22 protein-coding genes are annotated in these 26,184 nt (G+C 40.4%); 16 read left to right on the plus strand and 6 right to left on the minus strand.

Features of this window, described 5'->3' with window-relative positions; all coding sequences use genetic code 11:
- Nucleotides 1-19 precede the first annotated feature (19 nt).
- Complete coding sequence (locus FHG08_RS07270; RefSeq protein ID WP_138605190.1) at nt 20-1,720, minus strand: Zn-dependent hydrolase; 1,701 nt, start codon at nt 1,718-1,720, stop codon at nt 20-22.
- A gap of 281 nt (nt 1,721-2,001) precedes the next feature.
- On the opposite strand from FHG08_RS07270, the gene FHG08_RS07275 reads away from it, so the two are divergent.
- Nucleotides 2,002-2,841, plus strand: coding sequence for an HDOD domain-containing protein (locus FHG08_RS07275; RefSeq protein ID WP_138605188.1), 840 nt, complete (start codon nt 2,002-2,004; stop codon nt 2,839-2,841).
- Nucleotides 2,842-2,901: 60 nt separating this feature from the next.
- On the opposite strand, the gene rdgC is transcribed toward FHG08_RS07275, so the two are convergent.
- Both rdgC and FHG08_RS07285 read right to left on the minus strand, forming a co-directional pair.
- Nucleotides 2,902-3,813, minus strand: a complete 912-nt coding sequence (rdgC, locus tag FHG08_RS07280; RefSeq protein ID WP_109875483.1) for a recombination-associated protein RdgC — start codon at nt 3,811-3,813, stop codon at nt 2,902-2,904.
- Between the two features lie 63 nt (nt 3,814-3,876).
- Nucleotides 3,877-5,643, minus strand: coding sequence for a sensor histidine kinase (locus FHG08_RS07285; protein ID WP_138605186.1), 1,767 nt, complete (start codon nt 5,641-5,643; stop codon nt 3,877-3,879).
- Between the two features lie 367 nt (nt 5,644-6,010).
- Between FHG08_RS07285 and FHG08_RS07290 the strand changes: the two genes are divergently transcribed.
- The 14 genes from FHG08_RS07290 to FHG08_RS07355 all read left to right on the plus strand — a co-directional run bounded on the left by FHG08_RS07290 (nt 6,011) and on the right by FHG08_RS07355 (nt 21,943).
- Nucleotides 6,011-6,379 (plus strand): response regulator, encoded by a 369-nt coding sequence (locus FHG08_RS07290; RefSeq protein ID WP_138605184.1) that lies wholly within the window; start codon nt 6,011-6,013, stop codon nt 6,377-6,379.
- 228 nt (nt 6,380-6,607) lie between these two features.
- On the plus strand, nt 6,608-9,025 hold the full coding sequence (gene thrA, locus FHG08_RS07295) for a bifunctional aspartate kinase/homoserine dehydrogenase I (RefSeq protein WP_178955253.1): 2,418 nt from the start codon (nt 6,608-6,610) through the stop codon (nt 9,023-9,025).
- Between the two features lie 9 nt (nt 9,026-9,034).
- Entirely contained in the window at nt 9,035-9,970 is a 936-nt protein-coding gene (thrB, locus tag FHG08_RS07300) for a homoserine kinase (protein WP_008112008.1), read from the plus strand.
- Between the two features lie 11 nt (nt 9,971-9,981).
- A complete protein-coding gene (gene thrC / locus FHG08_RS07305; RefSeq protein WP_178955255.1) occupies nt 9,982-11,265 on the plus strand; it encodes a threonine synthase in 1,284 nt (427 codons plus the stop codon).
- A gap of 268 nt (nt 11,266-11,533) precedes the next feature.
- Complete coding sequence (gene glyA, locus FHG08_RS07310) at nt 11,534-12,790, plus strand: serine hydroxymethyltransferase (RefSeq protein ID WP_028834925.1); 1,257 nt, start codon at nt 11,534-11,536, stop codon at nt 12,788-12,790.
- Nucleotides 12,791-12,897: 107 nt separating this feature from the next.
- The gene (nrdR, locus tag FHG08_RS07315; protein ID WP_010390928.1) at nt 12,898-13,347 is read left to right on the plus strand and encodes a transcriptional regulator NrdR; all 450 of its coding nucleotides are present in this window, start codon (nt 12,898-12,900) and stop codon (nt 13,345-13,347) included.
- Between the two features lie 2 nt (nt 13,348-13,349).
- Nucleotides 13,350-14,477 carry a bifunctional diaminohydroxyphosphoribosylaminopyrimidine deaminase/5-amino-6-(5-phosphoribosylamino)uracil reductase RibD gene (gene ribD, locus FHG08_RS07320; protein ID WP_178955257.1) on the plus strand — a complete coding sequence of 376 codons (1,128 nt, stop codon included), beginning with the start codon at nt 13,350-13,352 and terminating at the stop codon, nt 14,475-14,477.
- Between the two features lie 24 nt (nt 14,478-14,501).
- Nucleotides 14,502-15,155 carry a riboflavin synthase gene (locus tag FHG08_RS07325; RefSeq protein WP_010390931.1) on the plus strand — a complete coding sequence of 218 codons (654 nt, stop codon included), beginning with the start codon at nt 14,502-14,504 and terminating at the stop codon, nt 15,153-15,155.
- 28 nt (nt 15,156-15,183) lie between these two features.
- Nucleotides 15,184-16,296: a bifunctional 3,4-dihydroxy-2-butanone-4-phosphate synthase/GTP cyclohydrolase II gene (gene ribBA / locus FHG08_RS07330; RefSeq protein WP_010390933.1), complete on the plus strand. Its 1,113-nt coding sequence runs from the start codon at nt 15,184-15,186 to the stop codon at nt 16,294-16,296.
- A 93-nt stretch (nt 16,297-16,389) separates the two neighbouring features.
- The gene (ribE, locus tag FHG08_RS07335; protein ID WP_008110216.1) at nt 16,390-16,854 is read left to right on the plus strand and encodes a 6,7-dimethyl-8-ribityllumazine synthase; all 465 of its coding nucleotides are present in this window, start codon (nt 16,390-16,392) and stop codon (nt 16,852-16,854) included.
- Between the two features lie 15 nt (nt 16,855-16,869).
- Entirely contained in the window at nt 16,870-17,280 is a 411-nt protein-coding gene (nusB, locus tag FHG08_RS07340; RefSeq protein ID WP_010390936.1) for a transcription antitermination factor NusB, read from the plus strand.
- An 88-nt stretch (nt 17,281-17,368) separates the two neighbouring features.
- The gene (gene thiL / locus FHG08_RS07345; RefSeq protein ID WP_010390938.1) at nt 17,369-18,343 is read left to right on the plus strand and encodes a thiamine-phosphate kinase; all 975 of its coding nucleotides are present in this window, start codon (nt 17,369-17,371) and stop codon (nt 18,341-18,343) included.
- Nucleotides 18,340-18,825: a phosphatidylglycerophosphatase A gene (locus tag FHG08_RS07350; protein ID WP_008110211.1), complete on the plus strand. Its 486-nt coding sequence runs from the start codon at nt 18,340-18,342 to the stop codon at nt 18,823-18,825. The genes thiL and FHG08_RS07350 overlap by 4 nt, the downstream gene beginning before the upstream one ends.
- A gap of 31 nt (nt 18,826-18,856) precedes the next feature.
- On the plus strand, nt 18,857-21,943 hold the full coding sequence (locus tag FHG08_RS07355) for a ligand-binding sensor domain-containing diguanylate cyclase (RefSeq protein WP_138605177.1): 3,087 nt from the start codon (nt 18,857-18,859) through the stop codon (nt 21,941-21,943).
- A 61-nt stretch (nt 21,944-22,004) separates the two neighbouring features.
- Here FHG08_RS07355 and dxs read toward each other — a convergent pair whose 3' ends face one another.
- The 3 genes from dxs to xseB all read right to left on the minus strand — a co-directional run bounded on the left by dxs (nt 22,005) and on the right by xseB (nt 25,112).
- Entirely contained in the window at nt 22,005-23,867 is a 1,863-nt protein-coding gene (gene dxs, locus FHG08_RS07360; RefSeq protein ID WP_178955259.1) for a 1-deoxy-D-xylulose-5-phosphate synthase, read from the minus strand.
- 112 nt (nt 23,868-23,979) lie between these two features.
- The gene (gene ispA / locus FHG08_RS07365; protein ID WP_138605173.1) at nt 23,980-24,867 is read right to left on the minus strand and encodes a (2E,6E)-farnesyl diphosphate synthase; all 888 of its coding nucleotides are present in this window, start codon (nt 24,865-24,867) and stop codon (nt 23,980-23,982) included.
- A gap of 2 nt (nt 24,868-24,869) precedes the next feature.
- Nucleotides 24,870-25,112 carry an exodeoxyribonuclease VII small subunit gene (gene xseB, locus FHG08_RS07370; protein ID WP_138605171.1) on the minus strand — a complete coding sequence of 81 codons (243 nt, stop codon included), beginning with the start codon at nt 25,110-25,112 and terminating at the stop codon, nt 24,870-24,872.
- 302 nt (nt 25,113-25,414) lie between these two features.
- Here xseB and pomA point away from each other — a divergent pair, with 302 nt between their 5' ends.
- Nucleotides 25,415-26,182, plus strand: a complete 768-nt coding sequence (gene pomA, locus FHG08_RS07375) for a flagellar motor protein PomA (protein ID WP_010390948.1) — start codon at nt 25,415-25,417, stop codon at nt 26,180-26,182.
- Nucleotides 26,183-26,184 lie beyond the last annotated feature (2 nt).

The raw sequence follows: 26,184 nt of genomic DNA on the forward strand, positions 1-26,184 counted from the left end.
TTTATTTAATTAGCTTTTGTTAATTAAGGCCAAGCACATCTTTGCCTTGTTTAAAGGTCACATCTACAGGGATGTTCGCTTTGCTTAACTTTTCTAAATCTTTAGCAAGTTCCGCTTTAATATCGCCATGAGTGGCAATAAGTTGATCTACTTTTTCGTAATCACCGTCACCTTGTAGAGTTAAAATAAGGCGCGATAACTTTGCCATAGCATCCCCCATTTTATCCATGTTGATGCTATAAAGCCCGTCTTCATTTTTAGAAAAAGCACCTTCTTGAGCAAAAAAGTTAAAGCGGATCATGTTTGCTTTACCATGTGCACTTGAGGCACCGAAACGCACTGAGCGGAAAATACCCGCCATAAAGGTGGTGTAGTAATCTTCTAACGTCCCTTCAGTGATCTCACCTTTTTTAAGTAACTGTTCAACCATGTATAAACCAAGAATATCGGCTTTACCTTCTTCTAAAGCACTAGCGTGTTCTTGAAGTGATTGGCGAACGGTACCTTTACCCGTTAAGGTGTTTTTAATCCCTAAACCGTGAGCCACTTCATGGAACATGGTATTGGCAAAAAATGCATCAAAGGTAATGTGTTTGCGTTGCTCTGGCACAATTAACTGCTCTGAGATAGGCACTAAAATTTTATCAAACTTCGCACGCATTGCGTTTTTAAGCTGTAAACGACGTGTGCCTTTTTCTAATTGCACTTGCTCATCATTGGGCAAGTTAATTGCAATGGTTTTACTGCCAGCATTTGAGTGCCCAGCATAATAAACAACATCATAGGCATTTAAGTCGGCATCTGAGCCCGGTACTTCTTGCTTGTATTTGCTATCGACAGGTAAGCCTTTTTGCAGCTCAGGTAAAAACGCTGCAAATTTCGCTAGTCGCTCGCTCCACTTTAAATCTTTAATAAGAACATACGATTCATAAGCTGCGCGGTAACCAAATAATTGGTCTTCGTAGTTTTCAATTGGGCCAATAACCACATCAATTGGATTATTTTTCATATCCATCCAAGCGAAGTCAGAGGCTTGGAAGTCATCGCTTTGTATTGCGTCAGCTCGTAAGTTTAAGTAGTTGGCGAATTCTTGATCGTCGGCTAGTTTGCTGGCTTCTCTAAGTAACTCTGCAGCTTGAGCAAGCTCTACTGCATACTCTTCTGAATAAGGTGTGCTGTATAAATTACCAAGCTCATCGCGTTTAATCAGTGAGTAAAGACCTGTTTTATCTTTTACATCAGCGTTAGTAAGCTCTTCTTTGGTGATGTCGGCTGGGTAAAAGCCTGCACCAAGCGGTTTTTCTTTATAGCCTGATAAGAATACTTCATCGCCGTTTAAGCGATCCCATGGGCCATAGTTAATATCAGCAAACTGACGTACTTTTTCATCATCTAGTTGTGCTAAAAAGTCTTTTTTATCTTTACCAAATGCTTGCTTCCAGAATAAATCATCCATAATTTTTGAAGCATCAATAAGTTTAGCTACCATAGCTTTTTGATTGTCAGACAAGTGTGATAAGTCACTTTGTAAACTAAAGTCTGTGTATATGTCTAAGCGTTGACGGTCAATATTAATAAGCGCTGGCCCAGAAGGCGTTTGAGAAGCCGTTGGCGCTGAGCTTTGCGGCGTATTACTTGAAGACGGTGCTTGCTCAGAGCAGGCACTAAGAAAAACGATGCCAGAGAGCAGTATTGCTTGGCTAATTTTATTTAAGATCATTATATTGCCTTTAAAAAGTCTATTTTATAACTTGTATACTGTAAGTTAAGGTACTGAAGCGTGTTAATGTGCCTTAGCATGTTTGCATTAAAGCAAAACCCACTAGCAAATAGCAAGTATTAGGCGTTAGTGCGCATAAATCAGTGAGGCACTAGTAAATAATCAATAATTATCTACAATTTTTTCTACTTTGGGTATATGTTTAGTACTGCTAAGCTTTGAAATAATTAATAATATAAGACTTGCTGTAAAGTGTAGGTCATTAAGCAAAGGGATATTTTATGTCTACAGAAAATGCCTTACTCACAATTTTGGTTGACAGAATTAACAACGACACACTGGTGTTACCTACGTTACCAGAGGTAGCGATTAAGGTTCGTCAAGCCGCTGACAATCCAGATGTAAATTTGATGCAAATGTCAGATGCAATAGCACATGACCCTGCACTGTCTGCGCGAATGATTAAAGTAGCAAATAGTGCCATTATGGGTCGTGCTGTAAAGGTGTCTAACTTACATCAAGCAGTGACACGTATTGGCTTAAGGCAAATAAAAAATATAGCTACAGCCATGGCAATGGAGCAGCTGTTTGTATCTAATAATGAGCTAATAAAGGGATACATGGGCAAGGCGTGGCAAAAAACGCTGCATGTGGCCTCGCATTCTATTTCATTGATGGAGTTTTATTTAAAAAGAAATACTCACACTTCGCTTAACCGTGATGCCATTACACTAGCTTCATTGGTTTATAATATTGGGGTGTTACCGATTTTAACTGAGGCTGAGCGACACCCAGAAGTGTTTGCCAATCCGAGTTTTTTAGCGCACGCAATTCAACGCTTAAGCGGTAAAATTGGCGGCTCAATTATGAAAGCATGGGAATTCCCAGACGTGTTTGCAGAAGTTGCACAGCACTGGGCTGATGTTAACTATCGCTCTACTGAAGTGAGTTACATCGACTTTATTCGCATTGGTGCAATCCTTGAGGGAACCCTACAAGTATCAGATAAATCTGCGGCGCTACAAACCTATATTGATAAAGGCATTTTTCCTTCATTAGAAATGTTAGAGAGTGAGGAATACTTGCATATGGTTGAAGACGTAAAAGAAATGTTTAGCTAAATTTTTGAACAATAAAAAGCACGATTAGTATCGTGCTTTTTTATTTGTTTAATAAAGCTTTTACGCTAAATCGTCTGCATCACCTAAGCCTTGAGTAAGCTCTTCAAGAAGCAGTTTTATTTCCTCAGATGCAAGAATAAAGTCAGCGTCTAGTTTAACCGCCATATCTTCTTTAGGAATATCGGCATTTTCTTCTTTAAGTGTTTCGCTATAGCTTAAACGTTTAATTGAACCATCGTTTTGTAGCATAAACTTAACGCGTTCTTGCCAATCCAAGGCAAGCTTAGTGACGCGTTTACCACTTTCAAGGTGCGATTTTACTTCGTCACACGCTAAGTCATGGCCTTTAAGCTTAACTTGGGCTCCACTGTCATCCGCTTCTTCAAGCTCAGCATCAGAGCCTATAGCGAAGCCCTCTGGAGTACTAAAGTTAGTAAGCCAGTCAGTTAAAAACACATCTAAATCATAGTTAGCAAACGCAGGAACAACGGGTAGCGTACCTAATGATTTACGTAGTAACGCCAGAAGCTCTTCAGCTTTATTAAAGCTTGCGCTATTAACTACAACCCAACCATTTTCCTGGTCTATGAACGCAAACTGTAGGCTCGACTTTTTAAATGCTTGTGGCAGTAGCGTGTGCAAGATGTTTTCTTTTAATTCATCTTTTTCTTTTTTCTTTACTGGTCGATTTTCTTCAGCTTCAATCTGATCAACCTTCTCTGCAACAAGCTCATTTATTACAGATGCCGGTAACACTTTCTCTTCACGCTTGGCACACACTAAAATGCTTTTTTGTGAAAAGTGAGACAAAGTTTCACCATGTTTACCAAATGCTTTTGTCCAGCCAAATGTCGCCAACTCTTGGCCAGTACATGGACGAAATAGATCTTGTTCTAACGCCTTGTCAAAGTCTTCTTGAGTGTACGAAACGTCTTGTTTAAAGCGATAGCATATAAGGTTACTAAACCACATAGGGAAATGATCCATTTAAAAAATTTGTGCAATCATAGCAATAAAAGCCGCTTCTAGAAACGGCTAATCGAGTTTAAAAAGTGGCAGGGGGGATGACATATTTTTAGGGAACGAAATTCGGTAATGTAACCCTTGGTCGGGTTCACTGCTGACTTCAATTTTGCCATTGAGTGTTTGTTTTACGAGGTTAAAAATAATGTGAGCACCTAAGCCGCTGCCACCTTCATCACGCTTTGTGGTGAAGAATGGGTCAAATAAACGCTTAAGTTGTGCCGGTTTCAACCCGATACCATTATCTTGGTAATTAATGACTAAGTCGTTTTCATCGGTATTTACATCTATGGTAATTTGGCCACTGTTTATATTTTCAAAGCCATGCAGTAATGAATTCATAATTAAGTTAGTAAATATTTGGCTGATCACCCCCGCAGGTAAATTAATAATTAAATCATCAGGGCAATGCAGGCGAATGCTATGGGATGTTTTTTTAATTTGCGGGTGTAAAGAACGTATAACCTCATTAATGTAATCCTTAAAGTTAATGGTTCTTAGCGCCTCACTGGCTTGATCAACTGCGATTTGTTTAAAGCTCGTGATTAAGTCAGATGCGCGCTCTAAATTGTGAGAGAGTAGCTGAGCACTTTGTGCAGCATCATTAATAAAGCTCTCCAGTGCTGAAGAGGATAGCGATTTGTTTTTAAACGCAGTTTCTATTTCAGTTAAACGCTCATGTAAAAATGAAGTCGCAGTTACGCCGATACCAATAGGGGTATTAATTTCATGAGTAATACCCGCCACTAAACCGCCTAATACCGCCATTTTTTCTGAGCCAACAAGCTGCTCTTGCGCAAAGCTTAGTTCATCGAGTGAGTTTTGTAGTTGGGTTTGTTTACTTAGCAGCTCTTGCTCAGTTTGCTTTCGTAGGTCAACTTCTTCAGTTAATACTGCTTTTTGGCGTTCGAGTTCATATTTTTGTTGCTGTAGGTCGATCATTGCTTGGCTAAGGTTTGATGTTTTACGCGCTACATCTTGTTCAAGCTGCAAATTTTGTTGATCTAGTTTTTGATTACTTTCGATTAGGTCATTCTGGGTTTGCTTTAACTCTTTTTTATACTCAACAACTTTAGAGATCAAATTGTTAAAAGAGCGCTCCATTACTTTTAGTTCGTTATTTTCGTCAGTGACAATTTTAACGCGCTGGCCATCGAGCTCTTCTAATTCAAGGTATTCAATTTGTTCAGTAAGTTGTGTGAGTGGCTCCGTTAGCAGCTTTCTAAATGCGATTAAAAACAAGATGATTAAAAAGGTGGTTTTAATCATGGCGTTGCCAATTAAAAAGTAAATAGAGAGCATGATGCGACTAAAGATCACGTCGCGGCTAGAAAATAAAGTCACATCACCTACTTGGGTGGCGCGACCTGAAAATTCAAAAATAAGCGGAAATGTATAACCAAATAAACCTGCTTTGGCGTCTTCTACAATCACGTCTTCTTGGACAAGTTGCTGACTATATAGGTTGTGAATGTTTAGCGCGCGGCCTAATTGAGAAATAATAGCGCCGTTATCATCACGAATAATAACCCCTTCAACCATAGGTATATCAAGTAATCCTTCTGCGGTTGTTGTGGTTTGTTTTATATTTAACTCCCAAATTGCTCGGGTTAGACTTCTACCAAATGTTTTTTGCAGTGTGCCGAGCTCATCGCGTATGTAATCTTTGGTATTAACATACTCTGCGAAGATTTGTCCGCAGGTCACCACAAAAGTCAGTATAAAATAAACCGATAAAACTCGTGTGAGTAACTTTGTTGAAAGACTTTTTTGCGGCATGAGGGACTTGTATTTCCTTTAATTATTCAACTATTAGTGTACGCTTATAAACATTAGTTAATAAATCATTAAAAATAAACATATATTTTATTATATTGTTATTTTGCGATCTTAAATAAGGATTACCTCATGAACTTAACAATCAAGCATAGTGTGTTTCGCTAGTTTGTTTTCAAATTAGGTAGAGTTATTTTGCTAATTTTTATTGTGCATTAATGCACTTTATTGATAACGTTAGTAAAAGATACAGTAAATAACCTGCTCGCTACTTATGTTGGTTATATTTTTGACTTTTTGCTGCCTGAGTAAGCAAATTAATTTTAGCGTGGGTTTAGGTGTTTTATATGAGTTTAATTAAATTGTCATTATGATGCGTTTTTCTATTTTAGTCTGTGATGACTCAACTGTTGCTCGTAAACAAGTGATCCGCTGTTTAAATGAGTGTATTGATGCTGATATTCAACAGGCAACCAATGGTAAAGAAGCCTTGGCGTTATTACACCATAAGCATTTTGATCTCTTATGCCTCGATTTAACCATGCCTGAAGTGGATGGGATTGCAGTGCTTGAGCAGGTCAAAGCAAATAAAATAGAAACTTATGTATTGGTAATTTCTGCAGATATTCAACAAAAAATGCGAGATCGCGTAGCGCAACTCGGCGCAATCGATTTTATTCACAAACCGATTAATAAAGCACAACTTAACGACGTTTTGCATAAGTTTGGCATTTATTAATAAAATTCATGATGAAAAAGACTGTTTTATCTTCTAATTTAGGGTTGACAGAATAGCCTTTGTTAAGGCAGTCTTAAGCTATGAAAACATTTAGTCTTGTAACGACCATTATTATTACAACCACCATTCTTACTGGATAGTGGCATAGGTCGGTGCAACAAATTTAAAGGCCTGTGTTCACTTAGAACACAGGCCTTTTTTCGTTTTATGGAATGAGGAAACATAAAAATGCGCGTTTTAAAATTTGGTGGCTCATCGCTCGCTGACTTTGCCTGTTTAGAGCAAGTAGCTGCTCTAGCTAAGGCACAATTAAAAGATGAAATGTTACTGGTGCTTTCAGCGCCTGGCGGTATGACAGATTCGCTTGTTGCGCTGGCTAGTGCAGCAGAGCAGGGGCTGGATTTCAACCCGTTGTGGGATGCACTTGTTACCCGCTGCAATGCTTTAAAAGCAGCTGTAGAGGAAAAACAAGGAACAGTTCAAAACTGGCCAGACTTTAACGAATTGAAAAATAAGCTTGATGGGGTTGCACTTATTAAGTGTTGCCCAGACAAAATCAGGGCTTTTATTATTAGCTTTGGTGAACGTGTTAGCGTATCGCTAATGCAAAGCTTACTAGCCGATCATAACGCGCATTATTTACAAGCAACAGACTGTATTGTTTCAACGGGTGGACACATTGACGCTGAGGCCGATTTAGTCGCCAGTAAAGCCCGTTTTCAAGCGGTACTAAAAGAGTCGCCAGCAACGGTTTACATCATGCCTGGATTTACTGCAAGTAATGATAAAGGTGAGCTCACAACACTTGGTCGAAATGGCTCTGATTATTCAGCGGCGATTGCTGCAGCGTGTTTAGAGGCGCAAGTGTGCCAAATATGGACTGACGTTGATGGTGTATACAGCGCCGATCCGCGTTATATCAAAAAAGCCACTAAGGTTGATTTCCTATCTTACAAAGAGGCGATGGAGCTTTCTTATTTTGGCGCTAAAGTGTTGCACCCTAAAACTATCCTACCGTGTGCAAAAGCTGGAGTGCCATGCGAAATTAAAAACACTCATAACCCAGATGCACAAGGCTCATTAATTAGTAACGATACGGTATCTGATGAGCCAGTAAAAGCACTCTCAAGCCTACAAAACTTAGCTATGTTGACCGTTTCAGGTCCTGGTATGAAGGGCAAAGTGGGTATGGCATCGAAAGTATTTAATGCATTAGCGCATGATAACGTGTCAATCGTCCTGATCACTCAATCATCATGTGAATTTAGCATCAGTTTTTGTGTTCATGAAAGTGATTTAAACCTAGCGTTAAGTGCGTTGCAAGTGGCCTTTGACTTAGAGTCAAAAGCTGGCTTAATTGAGCCGGTAAATGTGCAACGTAATTTAGCAATAGTAACGTTAGTGGGCGATAACATGCGCGCTCATAAAGGCTTAGCGGCTAAGTTTTTTGCATCGCTTGCTCAAGCACAAGTTAACATTGTTGCTATAGCGCAAGACTCAACTGAAAGCGCTATTTCTGCGGTTATTGACGGTGAGTTGTGTAATGACGCGGTTAAAATCTGTCATGAAAACTTTTTCACTCATGTGCCTTCAATCGATGTGTTTTTATTGGGATGTGGCTTAGTCGGTCAAGAGCTAATAAACCAGCTTGAACGTCAACAAGCATGGCTTGAAAAGCGAAATATTAAATTAAACCTATACGGTGTGGCTAATTCTCGTCAATTACACCTTGATGGTGAAGGCATTGCTTTTGATGATTGGCAACAAAAACTAACGCAATCAGAGCAAGCATTTGATTTAAAATTAGTAGAACAGTTTGTTAAGCAAAACCACTTGGTTAACCCTGTGCTAGTTGATTGTACTTCATCAGATGCCTTGGCTTCGCAATACGTCGATTTTTTAAATGCGGGTTTCCACGTTGTGGCTGCCAATAAAAAAGCCACCACGAGCTCATATACGTATTACCAAGATTTAATAGCAGCTACACATAAAAATAATCGTAAGTTTTTATACGAAACTAACGTAGGTGCAGGTTTACCTGTAATCGATAACTTGCAATCACTCTTTGGTGCTGGCGATGAATTACTTGAGTTTAGTGGTATTTTATCAGGCTCGCTTTCATACATGTTTGGTGCACTAGAAGATGGTTTATCACTTTCTGAAGCAACAATTAAAGCCAAAGAAAGCGGGTTTACAGAGCCCGATCCGCGCGATGACTTATCGGGAACTGACGTAGCACGTAAACTACTTATCATTGCCCGCGAAGCAGGTATGCAATTAGAGCTTAGCGATATTGAAGTGGAGTCGGTGTTACCACAAGGCTTCGCCCAAGGTGACAATGTTGAACAGTTTATGGCAAAGCTACCAAGTCTGGATGCTGACTTTAACGACCGTATTCAAAGTGCAGCGAGTGAAGGTAAAGTACTTCGCTACGTAGGCACAATTAAAAATGGTCACTGTAAGGTCGGAATCGAAGCCGTGGATTCATCACACGCATTAAGTGTAATTCGTGATGGTGAAAATGCGCTGGCTATTTTAAGCCAATACTACCAACCGCGTCCGTTTGTAATTCGTGGTTATGGGGCAGGCTCTGCAGTAACTGCTGCGGGTGTATTTGCCGATATTCTTAAAACACTATCACGCTAGGGGGCGGTTATGATTGAAGTTTATGCGCCAGCCTCCATTGGTAATTTTACGGTTGGCTTTGACTCCCTCGGTGCGGCGTTAGCCCCGATTGATGGCAGCTTGCTGGGGGATGTGGTTACTATTTGTGAAGCGCCTCGTGATGAGTTTATTTGTAGTGGCGAATACGCCCATAAACTCCCAAGCGATGCGAATGAAAACTTAGCGTATCAATGTTTAGTGCATTTTCGTACACATGTAGCACCGAATATGCCAGCCGTAAAATTAGAGTTGAAAAAAAACCTGCCTATAGGGTCTGGGTTAGGCTCAAGTGCTTGCTCTGTTGTTGCGGCATTTGCAGCGCTGGATAAGTTTGCTCAAACTAATTTAAGCCAAGTTGAGTTAATAGAGCTAATGGCCGATTTTGAGGGCTTGGTAAGCGGTGGACGTCATTATGACAATATCACTCCTTGTTATCTTGGTGGCTTACAATTAACGGGCGACTTAATTCCAAATAAATCAATAGCGTTACCTGTTGATGAAAACTGGTATTACGTTGCCGCATTTCCTGGCTTTTCGCTCAATACCGCAAAGGCACGCTCTGTTTTACCAAAAGAGCTAAGTATGCATGCGGGGGTTGAGTTTGCGCAGCGATTATCGGCTTTTAGCAGTTTATTACTGACTTCACGTTTTGATGAGGCGCTTTGTATTATGCAAGACAATATTGCTGAACCACATCGTGCGCCACTAATAAATGGTTTTGATCAAGCCAAACTTAGTTTGCCAGAACTCGGTGCTGAAGTGGTGAGTATTTCAGGCGCAGGGCCGACCTTGTTTAGTGTATGTAAAACGCTTGAAGCGGCAGAGCAATGCGCGCAGTGGCTAGAGGAAAATTACATCAACGAGCAAGGTTTTTGCCATATTTGTAAATTAGATAACGACGGCACGCGTCAATTAAATGTTTTATAGGATAAAGAGTCATGCAATTACATAATTTAAAAGAATATTCACAAAAAGTGTCGTTTGTTGAAGCTGTAAAAACAGGACTAGGGCGTAATCAAGGTGTGTTTTTTCCAGAGTCGTTAGCGCCATTAAGTGATGTTGATGCATTACTAGATATGGACTTTGTTACTCGCAGCGGCAAAATTTTATCGCACCTTATTGGTGACGAGCTACCAAGTGATACTGTTGCCCAGATGGTTAAGAATGCGTTTAACTTTCCGGTTAAGCTGGTGGAAGTTGAAGACAATACCTATTGCTTAGAGTTATTCCATGGCCCAACACTGGCATTTAAAGATTTTGGTGGCCGTTTTATGGCCGAGTGCTTAGCGCAATTTAATCAAGGCGAAAAAGTGACAATATTGACAGCAACATCGGGTGACACCGGGGCTGCAGTCGCACATGCTTTTTATAAAAAACCAAATATTGATGTCGTTATTTTATACCCTAAAGGTAAAATTTCATTAGCGCAGCAAAAGTTATTTACAACGCTTGGTGACAACATTCACTGTTATGCGATTGAGGGTAGTTTTGATGATTGCCAAGAATTGGTTAAAAAATCATTTTTAGATGAAGAGCTAAAATCGAAGTTAGGTTTAAACTCTGCAAATTCAATCAACATTAGCCGTTTAGTTGCGCAGGTGTGTTATTACTTTGAAGCCATTGCACAGCTGCCAAAAGAAAAGCGTGCTACAGCGCATATTTCAGTACCGAGTGGTAACTTTGGTAATGTGTGTGCGGCTATGATTGGCGCTGTTATTGGTATGCCAGTAGGTAAACTAAGCGCGACTACGAACCAAAACGACACAGTACCGCGCTTTATGCTTGATAAAAATTGGACGCCTAATGCGACAATTGAATCGCTTTCAAATGCAATGGATGTGAGTAAACCTAATAACTGGCCGCGAGTACAAACTATGCTAGATAATAACTGGTTTAGTTATGACAATTTTTATTCTGTTAGTGTGGATGAGCAAAGCACAAAATCAGTGATGAAAAAAATTCAACAGCTTGGCTATATTGCAGAGCCTCATACCGCGATTGCCTACCAAGGGCTTATTGAAAATAAAGCAACAGATGCTGCAGGTATCTTTTTAGCGACTGCACACCCAGCTAAATTTAAAGAAAGCGTTGAAGAGGTACTAAATACCGAAATAGCCATGCCAAAACCGCTAGCAGATGCGCTTGCAAAACCGTGTTTAGCCACTGATATGCACAACGATTATGATGTTTTGCGTACAGAATTGTTTAAAAAGCTTGCCTAAAAAAGGCAGATAATAAAAGCGGCTTAGGCCGCTTTTTTTGTCTGTTTATGCATCGCTTAAGACATAACGCATAAGCTATATAAATGTAGTAAATAAAATTCATTTAAAATTGTTATTAGTTTATAAAAAAATATCATCATCAAAATGCTGTGAAATAGTCTCAATCCCTGTTTAAATATCCTCAACTTAAGAGCGTAGGCAAAACGTCGTTTTAAGCGTACAATAAAGCCTCTAAAAAATACCCATACACGTTGCCCAGGAGACCCCAATGTTAGAACGTAGCATGAATATTTCGGACTTTGATCCAGAGTTATTTGACGCGATGAGCAAAGAAACATCACGTCAGGAAGAGCATATTGAGTTAATTGCATCTGAAAACTACTGTAGCCCACGCGTACTTGAAGCGCAGGGTTCTCAGCTGACTAACAAATACGCTGAAGGTTACCCGGGCAAACGTTACTACGGTGGCTGTGAGCACGTAGACGTGGTTGAGCAACTTGCTATTGACCGCGCAAATGAATTATTTGGTACAGATTACGCAAACGTGCAACCTCATGCCGGTTCACAAGCTAATGCTGCTGTTTTCCAAGCTCTTTTAAACCCACTTGATACTGTATTAGGCATGAGCCTAGCGCACGGTGGTCACTTAACACACGGCTCACACGTAAACTTCTCAGGTAAAACATACAACGCAATTCAGTATGGCCTTAACGAAGAAACTGGCGAAATTGATTACGCACAAGTTGAAGCGTTAGCACTTGAGCACAAACCAAAAATGATCATTGCTGGTTTTTCTGCTTACTCAGGTATTGTTGATTGGGCTAAGTTCCGTGAAATTGCAGACAAAGTAGGTGCTTACTTATTTGTTGATATGGCGCACGTTGCAGGTTTAATTGCTGCGGGTGTTTACCCAAGCCCAGTACCATTTGCTCACGTTGTAACAACCACAACACACAAAACATTAGCGGGTCCTCGCGGTGGTTTAATCATCTCTGCGTGTGGCGATGAAGAAATTTACAAAAAGCTAAACAGCGCTGTTTTTCCAGGTGGCCAAGGTGGTCCTTTATGTCATGTTATTGCTGCTAAAGCGGTTGCATTTAAAGAAGCACTTCAACCTGAGTTTAAAACATACCAAGCACAAGTTGTTAAAAATGCACAAGCAATGGTTGCCGTATTACAAGAGCGCGGCTACAAAGTAGTATCGGGTAAAACTGACAACCACTTATTCTTACTTGATTTAATCGACAAAGATATCACAGGTAAAGATGCAGATGCTGCCCTAGGTAATGCGAATATCACGGTTAACAAAAACTCAGTACCGAACGATCCTCGTTCACCATTTGTTACTTCTGGTTTGCGTATTGGTTCACCAGCAATCACTCGTCGTGGCTTTAAAGAAGCAGAGTCAAAAGAGTTAGCGGGCTGGATCTGTGACGTACTAGACAACATCGAAGATGAGTCAGTACAAGCGCAAGTAAAAGAAAAAGTGAAAGCAATTTGTGCAAAATTACCTGTTTACGCTTAATCCAAGAGTAAAATAGTAATTTAGATCACAACTGCACACATTTTTGTTATGATAATGGCCGCTATAATAGCGGCCATTTTTTGTTTTTAAAACGGAAACACACAGTTATGCATTGCCCATTTTGCACCGCCAAAGATACTAAAGTTATTGATTCTCGCCTTGTCGGCGGGGGACACCAAGTACGTAGACGCCGTGAATGTAATGAGTGCCACGAACGATTTACCACCTTTGAAGGGGCTGAATTAGTGATGCCGCGAGTTATTAAGCAAGATGGCAGTCGTGAACCGTTCAATGAAGATAAGTTACTAAATGGCTTAACCCGCGCTCTTGAAAAACGTCCCGTAAGTACCGAACAAGTTGATGAAGTCGTTAATATAATTAAATCTCAGCTACGAGCCACCGGCGAACGTGAAGTGTCTAGCCATTTAGTGGGTGAGTGCATTATGGAAGCGCTGAAAAAGTTAGATAAAGTAGCTTATGTAAGGTTTGCCTCAGTATATCGCTCGTTTGAAGATATACGTGAGTTTGGTGAAGAAATAGCCCGCTTAGGAGAGTAGTAATGACCATGCAAAGCTCGTTTTCAGAGGATGATAAACGTTATATGGCACGTGCCATTGAGCTGGCAAAAAAAGGGCGCTTTACCACCACTCCTAATCCTAATGTAGGCTGCGTACTAGTAAAAAATAATAAAATAATAGCTGAAGGGTTTCATCAATTAGCAGGGCAAGGTCATGCTGAAGTTAATGCTTTGGCTGAGGCCGGTGAGAATGCTAAAGGTGCAACCGCTTATGTAACCCTAGAGCCTTGCAGTCATTATGGTCGCACACCGCCTTGCGCTGAAGGGCTAAAGGCCGCGGGTGTAAAAAAAGTGGTTGCTGCTATGGTTGACAGCAACCCGCAAGTTGCAGGAAAAGGCCTGAAAATTTTAGCGGATGCGGGTATAGAAGTCGCTTACGGATTACTTGAAGAGCAAGCGCGGGCATTAAATTTAGGCTTTTTTAAACGAATGGAGCAGGGGTTACCCTTTGTAACCTGCAAAATGGCCGCCAGTATTGATGGTAAAACGGCGCTTAAAAACGGCCAAAGTAAATGGATAACCGGGCCTGCTGCGCGCCAAGATGTGCAACTATATCGTGCTCAGAGCTGTGCAATTTTAACCGGTGCCGATACAGTCTTGATGGATGATGCAAAACTAAATGTACGCCCAGAAGAACTTCCGGTTTCTTTACCGACCAATTTACCACTGCGCCAACCTGTTCGCGTTATTATTGATTCCCAAAACAGACTTACCCCTGAACTTGCCTTATTTTCAATTCAAAGTGAGGTGATAATATTTACCACCAAGGTTGATAAATCGCATCAGTGGCCTCATTTTGTTAAACAGATCGAAGTCCCCGAAAAGAACAATAAAGTAGACTTACAAGCAGTGCTGCAAAAGCTAGCGCAATTACAGTTTAATAATGTGTGGTTAGAAGCGGGTGCCACATTGGCCGGAAAAATGGCTGAACTTGATTTAATTGATGAGTTTGTTTTTTACATTGCCCCTAAATTAATGGGCAGCGATGCTAAAAGTTTACTGAATTTCCCAGAGTTAATGAGTATGCAAAATACCATTAATTTAACTTTTAATGAGTGTGTGCCAATCGGTGATGATTTACGTATCACAGCACACAAAAAAGCTCATTAATTATTTTATATAAAGAGTAGCACTATGTTTACTGGAATAGTTGAAGCGACAGGTAAAATTGCGTTATTACAAAAAAAACAAGGTGATTTAGCTATTCGTATCCAAAGTAAAAACCTTGATATGAGTGATGTTAAGTTAGGTGACAGTATTGCAACCAATGGTGTGTGCCTCACGGTTGTTGATAAGCATATAGATGGCTTTAGTGCTGACTTATCAAATGAAACGATTAGCTTAACGGGGTTTGCACATTACGCATTAGGGCAAACAGTTAACTTAGAAAAGGCGATGCAACCTGTATCGCGCCTCGGAGGTCATTTAGTGTCTGGTCATGTCGATGGTATTGCCACTATCACAGCAATAAATACCAATGCGCGAGCAACTGAATATTGGTTAGCCACCGACGAAAATTTAATGAAATACATTCCTTATAAAGGGTCTGTATGTATTGATGGTATTAGCCTAACGGTCAATGCGGTTGAAGGTAATAAATTTAAACTAACGATTGTGCCCCACACCAGCGGGCAAACGACCATAGCCGATTTTCAAGTCGGTACCAAAGTGAATCTAGAGGTCGACCAAATAGCACGTTATTTAGAGCGCCTTGTAAAGGGAGCTGAGCATCCTACTGGTTCAGATATTTCGATGAGCTTACTCGCTAAAGCGGGCTTTATAAAATAACGATATTGACAACTTATACGAGCAACTTATGAATTTAAACAGCGCACAAGAAATAATAGATGACATTAAAGCCGGTAAAATGGTTATTTTAATGGACGATGAAGACAGAGAAAATGAAGGCGATTTAATTATTGCTGCTGAGCACATTAGTGCAGAAGCAATTAACTTTATGGCGACTCATGGCCGTGGGTTAATTTGTTTAACCATGACTCAAGAGCGTTGCTCGCAACTTGATTTACCGCTGATGGTTAAAAATAATGGTGCCGCGTTCTCGACCAACTTTACTATGTCTATTGAAGCGTCAAAAGGGGTTACAACGGGTATTTCTGCAGCGGATCGTGCTCGTACTGTTCAAGCTGCCATTGCTAAAGGCGCTGTGCCAAGTGATATTGTACAACCTGGGCATATTTTCCCTATTATGGCGCAACCTGGCGGCGTATTAACGCGCGCAGGGCACACTGAAGCTGGCTGTGATTTAGCGCGTTTAGCGGGACTTGAGCCGTCATCAGTGATTGTAGAAATTCTGAATGAAGATGGCACCATGGCGCGCCGCCCTGATTTAGAAGTATTTGCTAAGCAACATGATATTAAAATTGGCACCATTGCTGATTTAATCGAATACCGTAACTTAAATGAAACCACTATTGAGCAAGTTGCAAAATGTAAATTGCCAACTGAGCATGGCGAATTTGACTTAGTAACTTACAAAGACACCATTGACGGGCAGCTGCACTATGCATTGCTTAAAGGTGAAATAAAACAACAAGAACCAACGTTAGTGCGAGTGCACTTACAAAGTACCTTTAACGATATTTTACTCTCTGATCGTAATGCTGATCGTAGTTGGGGATTATCGCAAGCAATGGCGTATATAGCTGAGCATAATGGCGCTTTAGTCATCTTAGGTAAGCAAGAAAGCACTGACGAATTAGAAGCGACTGTTAAAGCATTCGCTGCAGCTGATGCTGGCGAGAGTGTAACGCCACGCAAATTCCAAGGTACTTCACGTACCGTAGGTGTAGGCTCGCAAATTTTGGCTGATTTAGGTATCCAAAAAATGCGTTTGATGAGTTTACCGAAAAAATATCATGCATTATCAGGCTTCCATTTAGAAGTTGTTGATTACGTAGAGCCACAATAATTACACGCTAGGCTATTATTTTATTTATGTGGTATAATGCGCAGCAATTTTTGCGCAACCGAAATCGCTTAAACTTATTTTTAGGGTTATCAAATGAAAATTATTGAAGGTAATAAATACGCTCCAGGCAAAAAGTTTGCCATTGTCATTTCTCGTTTCAATGACTTTATTGGTAGTAGCTTGCTTGCAGGTGCTGTTGATGAGCTAAAACGTACTGGTGGAGTATCAGAAGATGATATTACCGTAATTTACGTACCAGGTGCGGTTGAATTACCTTTAGCAGCGAAACGCGTTGCAGCAAAAAAAGAATATGATGCAATTATCGCCTTAGGTGTAGTGATCAGAGGGGGCACGCCTCACTTTGATCTCGTCGCTGGCGAGTCAAATAAAGGGCTTGCACAAGTATCACTTGAGTATGATATCCCGGTTGCATTTGGCGTATTAACCACTGAAAGCATTGAGCAAGCAATTGAGCGCGCAGGTACCAAAATGGGTAACAAAGGCGGCGAAGCTGCTTTAGGTGCGCTTGAAATGGTTAATGTGTTAGATAAAATTTAAGTTTAAGGAATTTTTGTGAAACCAGCAGCAAGACGTAAAGCACGTATCTTAGCACTTCAAGCCGTGTATTCATGGCAATTAAGCGGCAATGCAATTGCCGATATCGAACAACAAATGTTGATCGAAAACGATGTGACTAAAATTGATGTTGAATATTTTAAAGATTTAGCGCGTGGAGTTGCAGTAAACCACAAGCAACTAGACGAAGCTGTATCGCCTCATTTAACTCGTCCATTTGATGAATTAGACGAAGTTGAACGTGCTATCTTACGTTTAAGCAGCTACGAGCTTAAATTTCGTGAAGACGTTCCTTACAAAGTGGCTATCAATGAAAGTATTGAATTAGCTAAAATGTTTGGCGCTGAAGATAGCCATAAATTTGTAAACGGTGTACTTGATAAAGCTGTAAAACAGTTACGCAAGTAATAACAACTTTAGCTGAAATTTATTATCAGATGAGTTGTTATAAATAACCGTTAAAAAGGAGAGCCGGCATAGGCCGGCTTTTTTGTGTATGAAGGAATTTGAATTAATTAATCGTTACTTTAAAGGTCGTGGCATTACTCGTCGCGATGTTAATTTAGGGATTGGAGATGACTGTGCGCTTGTCACAGTTCCAGCGAACTGTCAGCTTGCTGTAACCACAGATACCTTAGTTGCTGGGGTGCATTTTTTTCATGATATCTCCCCTCGCGCATTAGGGCATCGAGCTCTTGCTGTTAATTTAAGTGATTTAGCTGCCATGGGCGCAGAGCCTACTTGGGTGTCGGTTGCACTTACGTTACCTAGTATCGATCCACAATGGATTGCTGAGCTGACTGATGGCATGCATGAAATTGCTGAGTACTTTAACGTTCAGATCATTGGTGGTGATACCACTCAAGGTCCACTTAGTATTACTATTTGTGCAAAAGGTACAGTTCCTGAAGGCACAGCATTACGTAGAAGTGGTGCAAAAGTGGGTGATTGGATTTTTGTAACCGGTCCGCTTGGTGATGCTGGGTTGGCGATTGAATCGAAAAAACAAGGCTTATCGATTGCACCTGAACACTTAAAAGATATTAATAAACGTTTAAATTTCCCCACGCCACGTGTAGCTGCTGGGCAAGCGTTACGAGGCTTGGCATCGTCGGCCATTGATATTTCCGATGGGTTACTAGCCGACTTAGGGCATGTGCTAAATTTATCACAAGTTAGTGCCACCATTAATATTGAAAATGTCCCCACCTCAGATGCCATGCAAGCGAGTCTTGATTTTGAGCAGCGACTTCCTTTTGTTCTTAACTATGGCGATGATTACGAGTTACTGTATACCGTTGCTGATAGTAACAAGAGTATGCTAGATATTAAGCTGCGCCAATACGGTGTAGAGGCAAGCTGTATCGGGCAAATAAAAAGTGGTGACGGCAATATAGAGTTATTACACCAAGGTGAGAAGTTTGCTTTTGAACATAAAGGTTTTGAGCACTTTTCCAAGGAGCAGGTTTGAATAAAAACCGATTATTTAATTTAAAACGCCCACATCAATTTTTTGGCTTGGGTTTTGGTACTGGGCTCGCACCAAAAGCACCTGGTACATTTGGCACATTGGCAGCATTACCGTTTATTTTTATTACCATGCATTTTCCGCTATGGTTACAAATTGTATTTGCAGTAGTCATAAGCATCTTTGGTATTTGGGCATGTGGAAAAACCGCCGATGACCTTCAAGTACATGATCATCCCGCAATTGTTTGGGACGAAGTTGCTGGTTACTATATTACTATGATTGGCGCAGCACTTAACTGGCAAACATTACTGGTGGGCTTTTTACTGTTTCGCTTTTTTGATATAGCAAAGCCTGGGCCGATTCGCATACTCGATAAACGTGCCCATGGTGGGTTTGGTATTATGGCCGATGATGTACTTGCAGGTATTTTTTCGCTTATTTGTTTGCAAGCATTGATAAAAGTAGGTTTACTACCCTTTTAATTTATTATTTGTTTAACTAGGTGGCAGCACTATGATGCGATTTTTATTGGTTTGTGTACTTATGCTATGTGCCATGCCAAGTACGGCTTCAATTACTGATTACGTAGTTAAACAATGGAATATCAAAGACGGCTTACCCTCACAATCCCTAAAAAGTGTAGTACAAGATAACCAAGGCTATATGTGGCTTGGCACTCAATTTGGATTAAGCCGTTTTGATGGCAATACCTTCACTAATTATAATACCCAAAATAGTTTATTTTTACCCAGCAATGGTATTAATAAATTATTGATCGATGGAGAAGGATTATTGTGGGTAGGCACTAAAAATGGCCTTGTGGTTATCGATCCTGAAAAGCTAACCGCACAAGAGTTTAATATTAAAGGCCCTGTAAGAGATATTCTTGAAGATTCTCAAGGCAGTATCTGGATAGCAGCTAATGGGCTCTATTATATAGACAGAGGCCAAATAGAACTGCGCGACCAACTAAATAACCCTAGTCCTATTGTAAACGCCACAGCTATCACTCAAATTGTGGGATCGGTCAGTAAAATGGCGCTTTCACCTGAAGGGATTTGGCTGGTTAACGACCGTAATTTATTACGTTTAACGCAAAGCTCGTCTGACTTTTCTAAATTACGCTTAGAACTAACCGCTAAAGTGGCTTTACCCGATCGTTTAGCGCAAACCATTGTTCACGATCTATCGTTTTTAAATGGTAATTTGTACTTAGCTTCTGAGTTAGGGGCTTATTTTTTAGATTTAGATGACGAGCTACGTCCGTTTCCACTTCCCAATGCTAATAACTCAGCTGTGTATAAGTTTATGAGCGACGGCAATGGCGGCTTGTGGATATCAACCTATGGACGTTTATTATTTAGAGCTAAATCTAATGATTGGCAGTGGGTTGAACCAAGCCAGCTAGATCAGAGTATTTGGTTTGCTGATATATTTAGAGATGATGAAAATAACATATGGTTAGCGAGTTTTAGTGAAGGGCTATGGCTTGCTCACGAAGGTCGAATAGAGCGCCATTCTGCCATTTCTAAAATGACCGAAGCGGTAATGGCAATTAGTAAATCACCTGATGGTAAGCTATGGATTGCCAACAAAAGTGGCGTTGGCTATTTTGATGCCGATAAAACTTTTATTAATGTTATTAATAGTGCCAAGTATGGAAATGCCTCGGTACATGACCTGCAATTTGATGGCGATCGCCTTTATGTTGCTACTGGCAGAGGCTTGTTTTTCTACGAATCAAATACCTTATATAGTTTCCCTGCTCGTGCATTGAGCGATAACCCTGTTTTTGCAATTAGCACTTCAACTAAAGGCGGTTTTTGGGTAGGCACCGGGCGAGGATTATATCGTTTAAATTACAATGGTTTAAACCCTTTTGCGTACAATGCTTTTTTAGGCAGTAAGTTTGTAACCTATGTTTTAGATAAACCAAATTTTGGGGTTATTGGCACCAGTAAAGGCGCGTATTACTTTACTGAGCGAGGAATTGAAAAAATAGGTGACCAAACCACTTTGGAAAGCGCTTATGTGACCAGTATTTTACATATAAAAGGGGTAGGCATTTTAATTGGCTCGTTGAATGATGGCCTGTTTTATCGCAGTGGACAAGGGCAATGGCAGCAACTAGACGCCGCCAATGGATTGCCATATGGTTCCATATTCAGTTTAGAATACGATGACACCTCAAAGCGAATTTGGGTAAGCACCATGAAAGGGGTTTACCGCATGCCTGTTGAGCAATTTAAAGCCAACATCGAAAGCTTAAAAGTAGAAGAAGTGATTTCTTCATTTGACCGTCAGCTCGATGGTAAAGCCAGCCAATGTTGTAATGGCTTAGGCCATGATGCGGTGGTTGATATGGATAACTCTATTTGGTACCCCAGCTTACAAGGTGTGGTGGAAATTCCGAAAGACGTAGAGTTATTTGGATTACGTTCGCTTAAACCAACTATAGAAACCTTAACCACACCATCACGAAAGCTTGCAGCTGCTGCGTTAGGTGAAAAACCGGTTCTTGAGACCGATGAGCGTGATGTAACACTTACCTATACTGCGATTGATTATTACGCTCCGGCAAGTATTGAGTTTAGATATAAACTTAATGGGCTTGATAACGATTGGCGCTATGCAAATACCCGTCGAGAAGCAATTTATACAAATTTACCCGCTGGTATGTTTTTATTTGAATTAGAAACTAAACGCCAAGGTGAGGATTGGGGTAAAGCGCAATCAGCCGAATATGCGTTTGTTGTTCCTGAACGATTTGGTGAAACCATCTACTTCAGATTACTGATCACCAGTGGTTTTGTGTTGCTCTTTTATTTAGTGTTTTGGGTATTTAAAGTTCAAGAGCGACGTAAGCAACAAGTACTCGAAGGGCTTATTACTGAACGAACCCTAGAGCTTCGCCAAGCGAATGATAAATTAAACCAAGTAAATTCTCAGCTTAAACTTGTTAGTCACTCTGATGAGCTAACTGGGCTGAGAAGCCGTCGTTTCTTGTTTGATCAACTACCAAAAGATATTGAGCATTTTCAGCGTAATTCGCAGTCATTGCAGGCTCAGGGTAAATCTTTGGTGTTGTTAATTATTAATTTAGATAACTTTAGCCGCATTAACGATGCTTATGGTCCTATTGCTGGAGATAGCTGTTTACAACAAGTAGCGGCATTACTTAACTCGCGTACTCAAGGCTCTGATTATGTTGCTCGGTGGAGTGGTGATGAGTTTTTACTGTTATTACGCGATTTTAAGTGTAATTTAATCGACAGCTATGTATCTGAATTATGCCAAGCTATTGCCGATTATACCTTCCAACTTCCTAACGGTGAGACAACCAATATAACAGCGTCAGTGGGTTGGTCTTTCTATCCGCTACCTCTGCTAGGTGGTCAAGTTATTAGCTGGGAAACATCGATTAATTTAGCTGATATCGCATTGCATCAAGTTAAAAAACGCGGCGGCGATGGCGTTGCTAACATTACCTTTGATGAGCAATTAGATGCATTTGAGTTTGAGCAAAACCCGAATGTTGAACAGCAGATTGGCCTATTGCAAAGTAATGGCTTAGCCGACATTAAAGTGTGGATGCGCTAGAGGTTAAAGTTAGCAATAAAAAAGGAGCCAATGGCTCCTTTTTTATTAAACACTATAAGTATTAGCTCATAAATGCTTTGATTGAGGTTAATATACCTTGCTCACCTAACCCCATTTCATCGTGCATTTGCTGTTGAGTACCGTGTTTAATAAATTCATCCGGTATACCTAAGTTAAGTATTTTTACAGCCGCTTTTTGAGTAGCTAAATACTCATTAACTGCCGAACCTACACCACCAGAAATTGCATTATCTTCAAGTGTTACAATGATATCGTGGTTAGCGACAAGTTCATCAATTAAACCAGTATCAAGTGGTTTAATAAATCGCATATTAACTAAAGTGGCATTGAGCTCATCAGTGGCTAATTGGGCGTTTTCAAGCAAGGTACCGAATGACAATATAGCTACTTTAGCACCTTGTTTAATTACGTTAGCTTTACCAATTTCGAGCTGTTGCATAGCGCTTTTAACCTCTGCTGTGCCCGCACTGCCACGCGGGTAACGCACAGCTACTGGGCAATTGGCTTGATAGCCAGTGTATAGCATTTGACGGCATTCGTTAGTATCGCTAGGTGCCATAATAACCATGTTAGGAATACAGCGCATAAAGCTTAGGTCATAGGCGCCTTGGTGAGTTTCACCATCAGCTCCGACAATACCTGCGCGGTCAATAGCAAATAATACCGGTAGGTTTTGCAATGCAACGTCGTGAATTAGTTGATCATACGCACGTTGTAAAAAGCTAGAGTAGATAGCAACAACGGGTTTTAACCCTTCACAAGCAAAACCTGCAGCAAGGGTTACAGCGTGTTGCTCAGCAATTGCCACATCAAAATATTGTTCTGGGTGTTCTTTAGAAAAGCGCACCATTCCCGAACCTTCACGCATCGCAGGAGTAATTGCCATTAACTTGTTGTCTTGCTCTGCCATATCGCAAAGCCAATCACCAAATACATTTGAGAAAGTCGCTGCACTTGGTTTAGATTTCGGTAAACTTGAAGTCGCAGGATCAAATTTTGGTACGCCATGATAACCAATCGGATCGGCTTCTGCGGGCTTGTAACCTTTGCCTTTTTGGGTTTTTATATGTAAAAGTTGTGGGCCTTTTAAGTTACGCATGTTACGCAGCGTATCAACCAGCATATTCACATCATGACCATCAATTGGACCAATATAGTTTAGGCCTAATTCTTCAAAAAAAGTACCCGGGATCATCATCCCTTTAATGTGCTCTTCCATACGGCTGGCAAGTTCTTTTACCGGCGGTACACCAGAAAGAAGCTTTTTACTGCCTTCGCGGATGTTGGTATAAAAGCTACCTGATAAAATACGCGCAAAATGATTGGTTAACGCGCCGACGTTTTCAGAAATCGACATTTCGTTATCGTTCAAAATAATCAACATATCTGATTTAACATCACCTAAGTGATTCATCGCTTCAAAGGCCATACCTGCGGTAATTGCGCCATCGCCTATCACCGCCACTGTTTTACGACCTCTGCCTTCTTTTTGCGCAGCAATAGACATACCCAGCGCCGCTGAAATAGAGGTACTTGAATGGCCAACACTAAACGTATCGTATTCACTTTCGTCTCTAAATGGAAATGGGTGCAATCCATCTTTTTGACGAATGGTGTGCATTTGGTCACGACGTCCCGTTAGTATTTTATGTGGGTAGGCTTGATGACCTACATCCCAAACTAAACGGTCGTCGGGAGTGTTGTACACATAATGTAATGCAACGGTAAGTTCTACGGTTCCTAAACCAGACGCTAAATGGCCGCTACTTTGCGATACTGAATTGAGTAAGTAATCACGCAATTCATGGCTAAATGCAGAAAGCTTATCTTGTGCTAAGTCTCGCAAGTGGACTGGTTCGTTCACCAAATTAAGTAATGGATACTTGCTGCTATCAAGTGTCATGGTTTTTTATATATCCTTCGCTAATATTAACTTTCCTCAAAAGTTAGATTTAAGAGGTAAACTAATATTCAGTAATAATTTTGTTCTAAGAGTTAATACGTTTTAGCCATGTTTAATGGTCACGTTCAATTAAATAGTTTGCCAATGCCGCTAAGTCGGTCGTGTCTGCGTCAATATTGGCTAACGCCTCATGGGCTTGCTGTATCAAATTTAGTGCTTTTTGCTTAGCACCTAGCATACCTAATAAAGCGGGGTATGTCGCTTTATTAGCAGCAATATCTGACCCTTGAGGCTTACCTAAAGTCAGTGTGTCGCCCTCAACATCTAAAATGTCGTCATGAACCTGAAAGGCCAGCCCAATAGCATACCCAAAAGTAGATAAGTTATCTAAAGTATGTTGGCTAATATTAGGAGCGCAAAGTGCGCCCAAAGTAATCGCACAATTTATTAATGCGCCGGTTTTAAGTTTATGAATACGTTCTAATTCATCAACCGTAATAACTTTATCTGTTGCTGCAATATCGCGGCCTTGTCCGGCAACCATTCCTTGCAAGCCTGAAGCATGGGCTAATTCTGCAATCATTTTTAACTGAGCTTCTGTTGAGCATTTAAATGTGTGCTTAGCAATAAGCTCAAATGCTAAGGTTTGCAGTGCGTCACCTGCTAAAATAGCTTGTGCTTCACCATAGACAATATGACATGTAGGACGGCCACGACGTAAATCATCGTCATCCATAGCGGGCAAATCGTCATGCACTAATGAATAACTGTGAATGCATTCTATCGCTGCTGCAAGTACATCTAAATCACGCTTGTCAGCACCTAACATTTTACCTGTGGTATAAACTAAAAAGGGCCGCAATCTTTTCCCGCCATTCATTAAACTATAATGGGTGGCTTCTTTTATGGTGTTGTCGCTTTCAAGAGGTTGTTCGAAATAAAGATTGAGAGTATTGGCTACATCATCTTGAGCAAGCTTTATTTGTTCTTTTATGCTCACAATTATTCCATATCGTTATTAAATTGAGTAAGCGGTGCTTTTTCGTCATTACCCATTAATATCGACACCTTTTGCTCGGCTTGTTGAAGTTTACCGGAAGACGCACTGGCTAATGCAATGCCGCGCTCAAATTGCTTTAAAGACTGTTCAAGCGATAAATCACCTTGTTCCATTTCACTGACAATTGTTGTTAGTTCTTCTAGTGCTTGTTCGAAACTTAAATTTTCAGGTTTTTTAGTCGCCATCTTTATTTTCAACTTACATAATAAATTTAAACGCCAATTTTAGGGGGAATGCTAAACTAGGTCAAAGAATGTTATGTTTTTTTGATAGATAAATGCTGTTAATTGGGTTTTACTGCGCTTCAGCGTTATTTTTTAAATTATAAATTCTGATTAGTTAGATTGATTACCTATGTTGATCTAAAATAGGACTAATCGTAATTTTATCGTTTATCATAAAAATCACTTAAGTATTTCAGTATCTTGCCGATATACATTTAATAACAACGCTTGCGAAGAAAAAATATAAAACCTTTGGAGGGAATGTGGATTTAGCAACCATTATTGGGATCCTTGGCGCAATTGGCTTAATTGTCATGTCCATGTTTATGAGTAGTAGCGGCGAAGTCGGTATGTTTTACAATACCCCTTCCGTGGTTATTGTATTTGGTGGCTCCCTTTTTATCGTTTTATCCAATTTTACTATGTCGCAATTTTTAGGCATTGGTAAGGTTTGTGCTAAAGCGTTTATGTTTAAAATTGAACCCCCTGAAGCCTTAATTGAAAAGGCGGTTGAGCTAGCAGATTCTGCCCGAAAAGGCGGGTTTTTAGCATTGGAAGAGGCTGAAATTCCAAATCCATTTATGCGCAAAGGCGTTGATATGCTCGTAGATGGGCATGATGCAGATGTAGTGCGCGCTACATTACAAAAAGATATTTCCCTCACTACAACTCGCCATGAAATGGGCGCAAGCTTATTTAAATCGTTAGGTGATATTGCTCCTGCAATGGGGATGATTGGTACATTAATCGGTTTGGTGGCTATGTTATCAAATATGGATGACCCAAAAGCAATCGGCCCAGCAATGGCTGTAGCCTTGTTAACAACGTTGTATGGGGCATTTTTGGCGAATGTTGTCGCCATTCCTATTCAGGTAAAACTTGAATTGCGTAAAGACGAAGAAGCAATGAACCAGCGACTTATTTTGGATGCAGTATTAGGCATTCAAGATGGCCAAAACCCTAAAGTAATTGAGGGGATCTTGAAAAATTATTTGGCTGAGTCTAAACGCGCGGTAAACACTGAGGAATAGTT

Source organism: Pseudoalteromonas sp. Scap03 (assembly GCF_013393115.1).
Taxonomy (GTDB): domain Bacteria; phylum Pseudomonadota; class Gammaproteobacteria; order Enterobacterales; family Alteromonadaceae; genus Pseudoalteromonas.

Excerpts from the sequence above, each read along its gene's own strand:
- FHG08_RS07270 (WP_138605190.1), bottom strand. The coding sequence starts at position 1,720 with ATGATCTTAAATAAAATTAGCCAAGCAATACTGCTCTCTGGCATCGTT.
- FHG08_RS07275 (WP_138605188.1), top strand. The coding sequence starts at position 2,002 with ATGTCTACAGAAAATGCCTTACTCACAATTTTGGTTGACAGAATTAAC.
- rdgC (WP_109875483.1), bottom strand. The coding sequence starts at position 3,813 with ATGTGGTTTAGTAACCTTATATGCTATCGCTTTAAACAAGACGTTTCG.
- FHG08_RS07285 (WP_138605186.1), bottom strand. The coding sequence starts at position 5,643 with ATGCCGCAAAAAAGTCTTTCAACAAAGTTACTCACACGAGTTTTATCG.
- FHG08_RS07290 (WP_138605184.1), top strand. The coding sequence starts at position 6,011 with ATGATGCGTTTTTCTATTTTAGTCTGTGATGACTCAACTGTTGCTCGT.
- thrA (WP_178955253.1), top strand. The coding sequence starts at position 6,608 with ATGCGCGTTTTAAAATTTGGTGGCTCATCGCTCGCTGACTTTGCCTGT.
- thrB (WP_008112008.1), top strand. The coding sequence starts at position 9,035 with ATGATTGAAGTTTATGCGCCAGCCTCCATTGGTAATTTTACGGTTGGC.
- thrC (WP_178955255.1), top strand. The coding sequence starts at position 9,982 with ATGCAATTACATAATTTAAAAGAATATTCACAAAAAGTGTCGTTTGTT.
- glyA (WP_028834925.1), top strand. The coding sequence starts at position 11,534 with ATGTTAGAACGTAGCATGAATATTTCGGACTTTGATCCAGAGTTATTT.
- nrdR (WP_010390928.1), top strand. The coding sequence starts at position 12,898 with ATGCATTGCCCATTTTGCACCGCCAAAGATACTAAAGTTATTGATTCT.
- ribD (WP_178955257.1), top strand. The coding sequence starts at position 13,350 with ATGACCATGCAAAGCTCGTTTTCAGAGGATGATAAACGTTATATGGCA.
- FHG08_RS07325 (WP_010390931.1), top strand. The coding sequence starts at position 14,502 with ATGTTTACTGGAATAGTTGAAGCGACAGGTAAAATTGCGTTATTACAA.
- ribBA (WP_010390933.1), top strand. The coding sequence starts at position 15,184 with ATGAATTTAAACAGCGCACAAGAAATAATAGATGACATTAAAGCCGGT.
- ribE (WP_008110216.1), top strand. The coding sequence starts at position 16,390 with ATGAAAATTATTGAAGGTAATAAATACGCTCCAGGCAAAAAGTTTGCC.
- thiL (WP_010390938.1), top strand. The coding sequence starts at position 17,369 with ATGAAGGAATTTGAATTAATTAATCGTTACTTTAAAGGTCGTGGCATT.
- FHG08_RS07355 (WP_138605177.1), top strand. The coding sequence starts at position 18,857 with ATGATGCGATTTTTATTGGTTTGTGTACTTATGCTATGTGCCATGCCA.
- dxs (WP_178955259.1), bottom strand. The coding sequence starts at position 23,867 with ATGACACTTGATAGCAGCAAGTATCCATTACTTAATTTGGTGAACGAA.
- xseB (WP_138605171.1), bottom strand. The coding sequence starts at position 25,112 with ATGGCGACTAAAAAACCTGAAAATTTAAGTTTCGAACAAGCACTAGAA.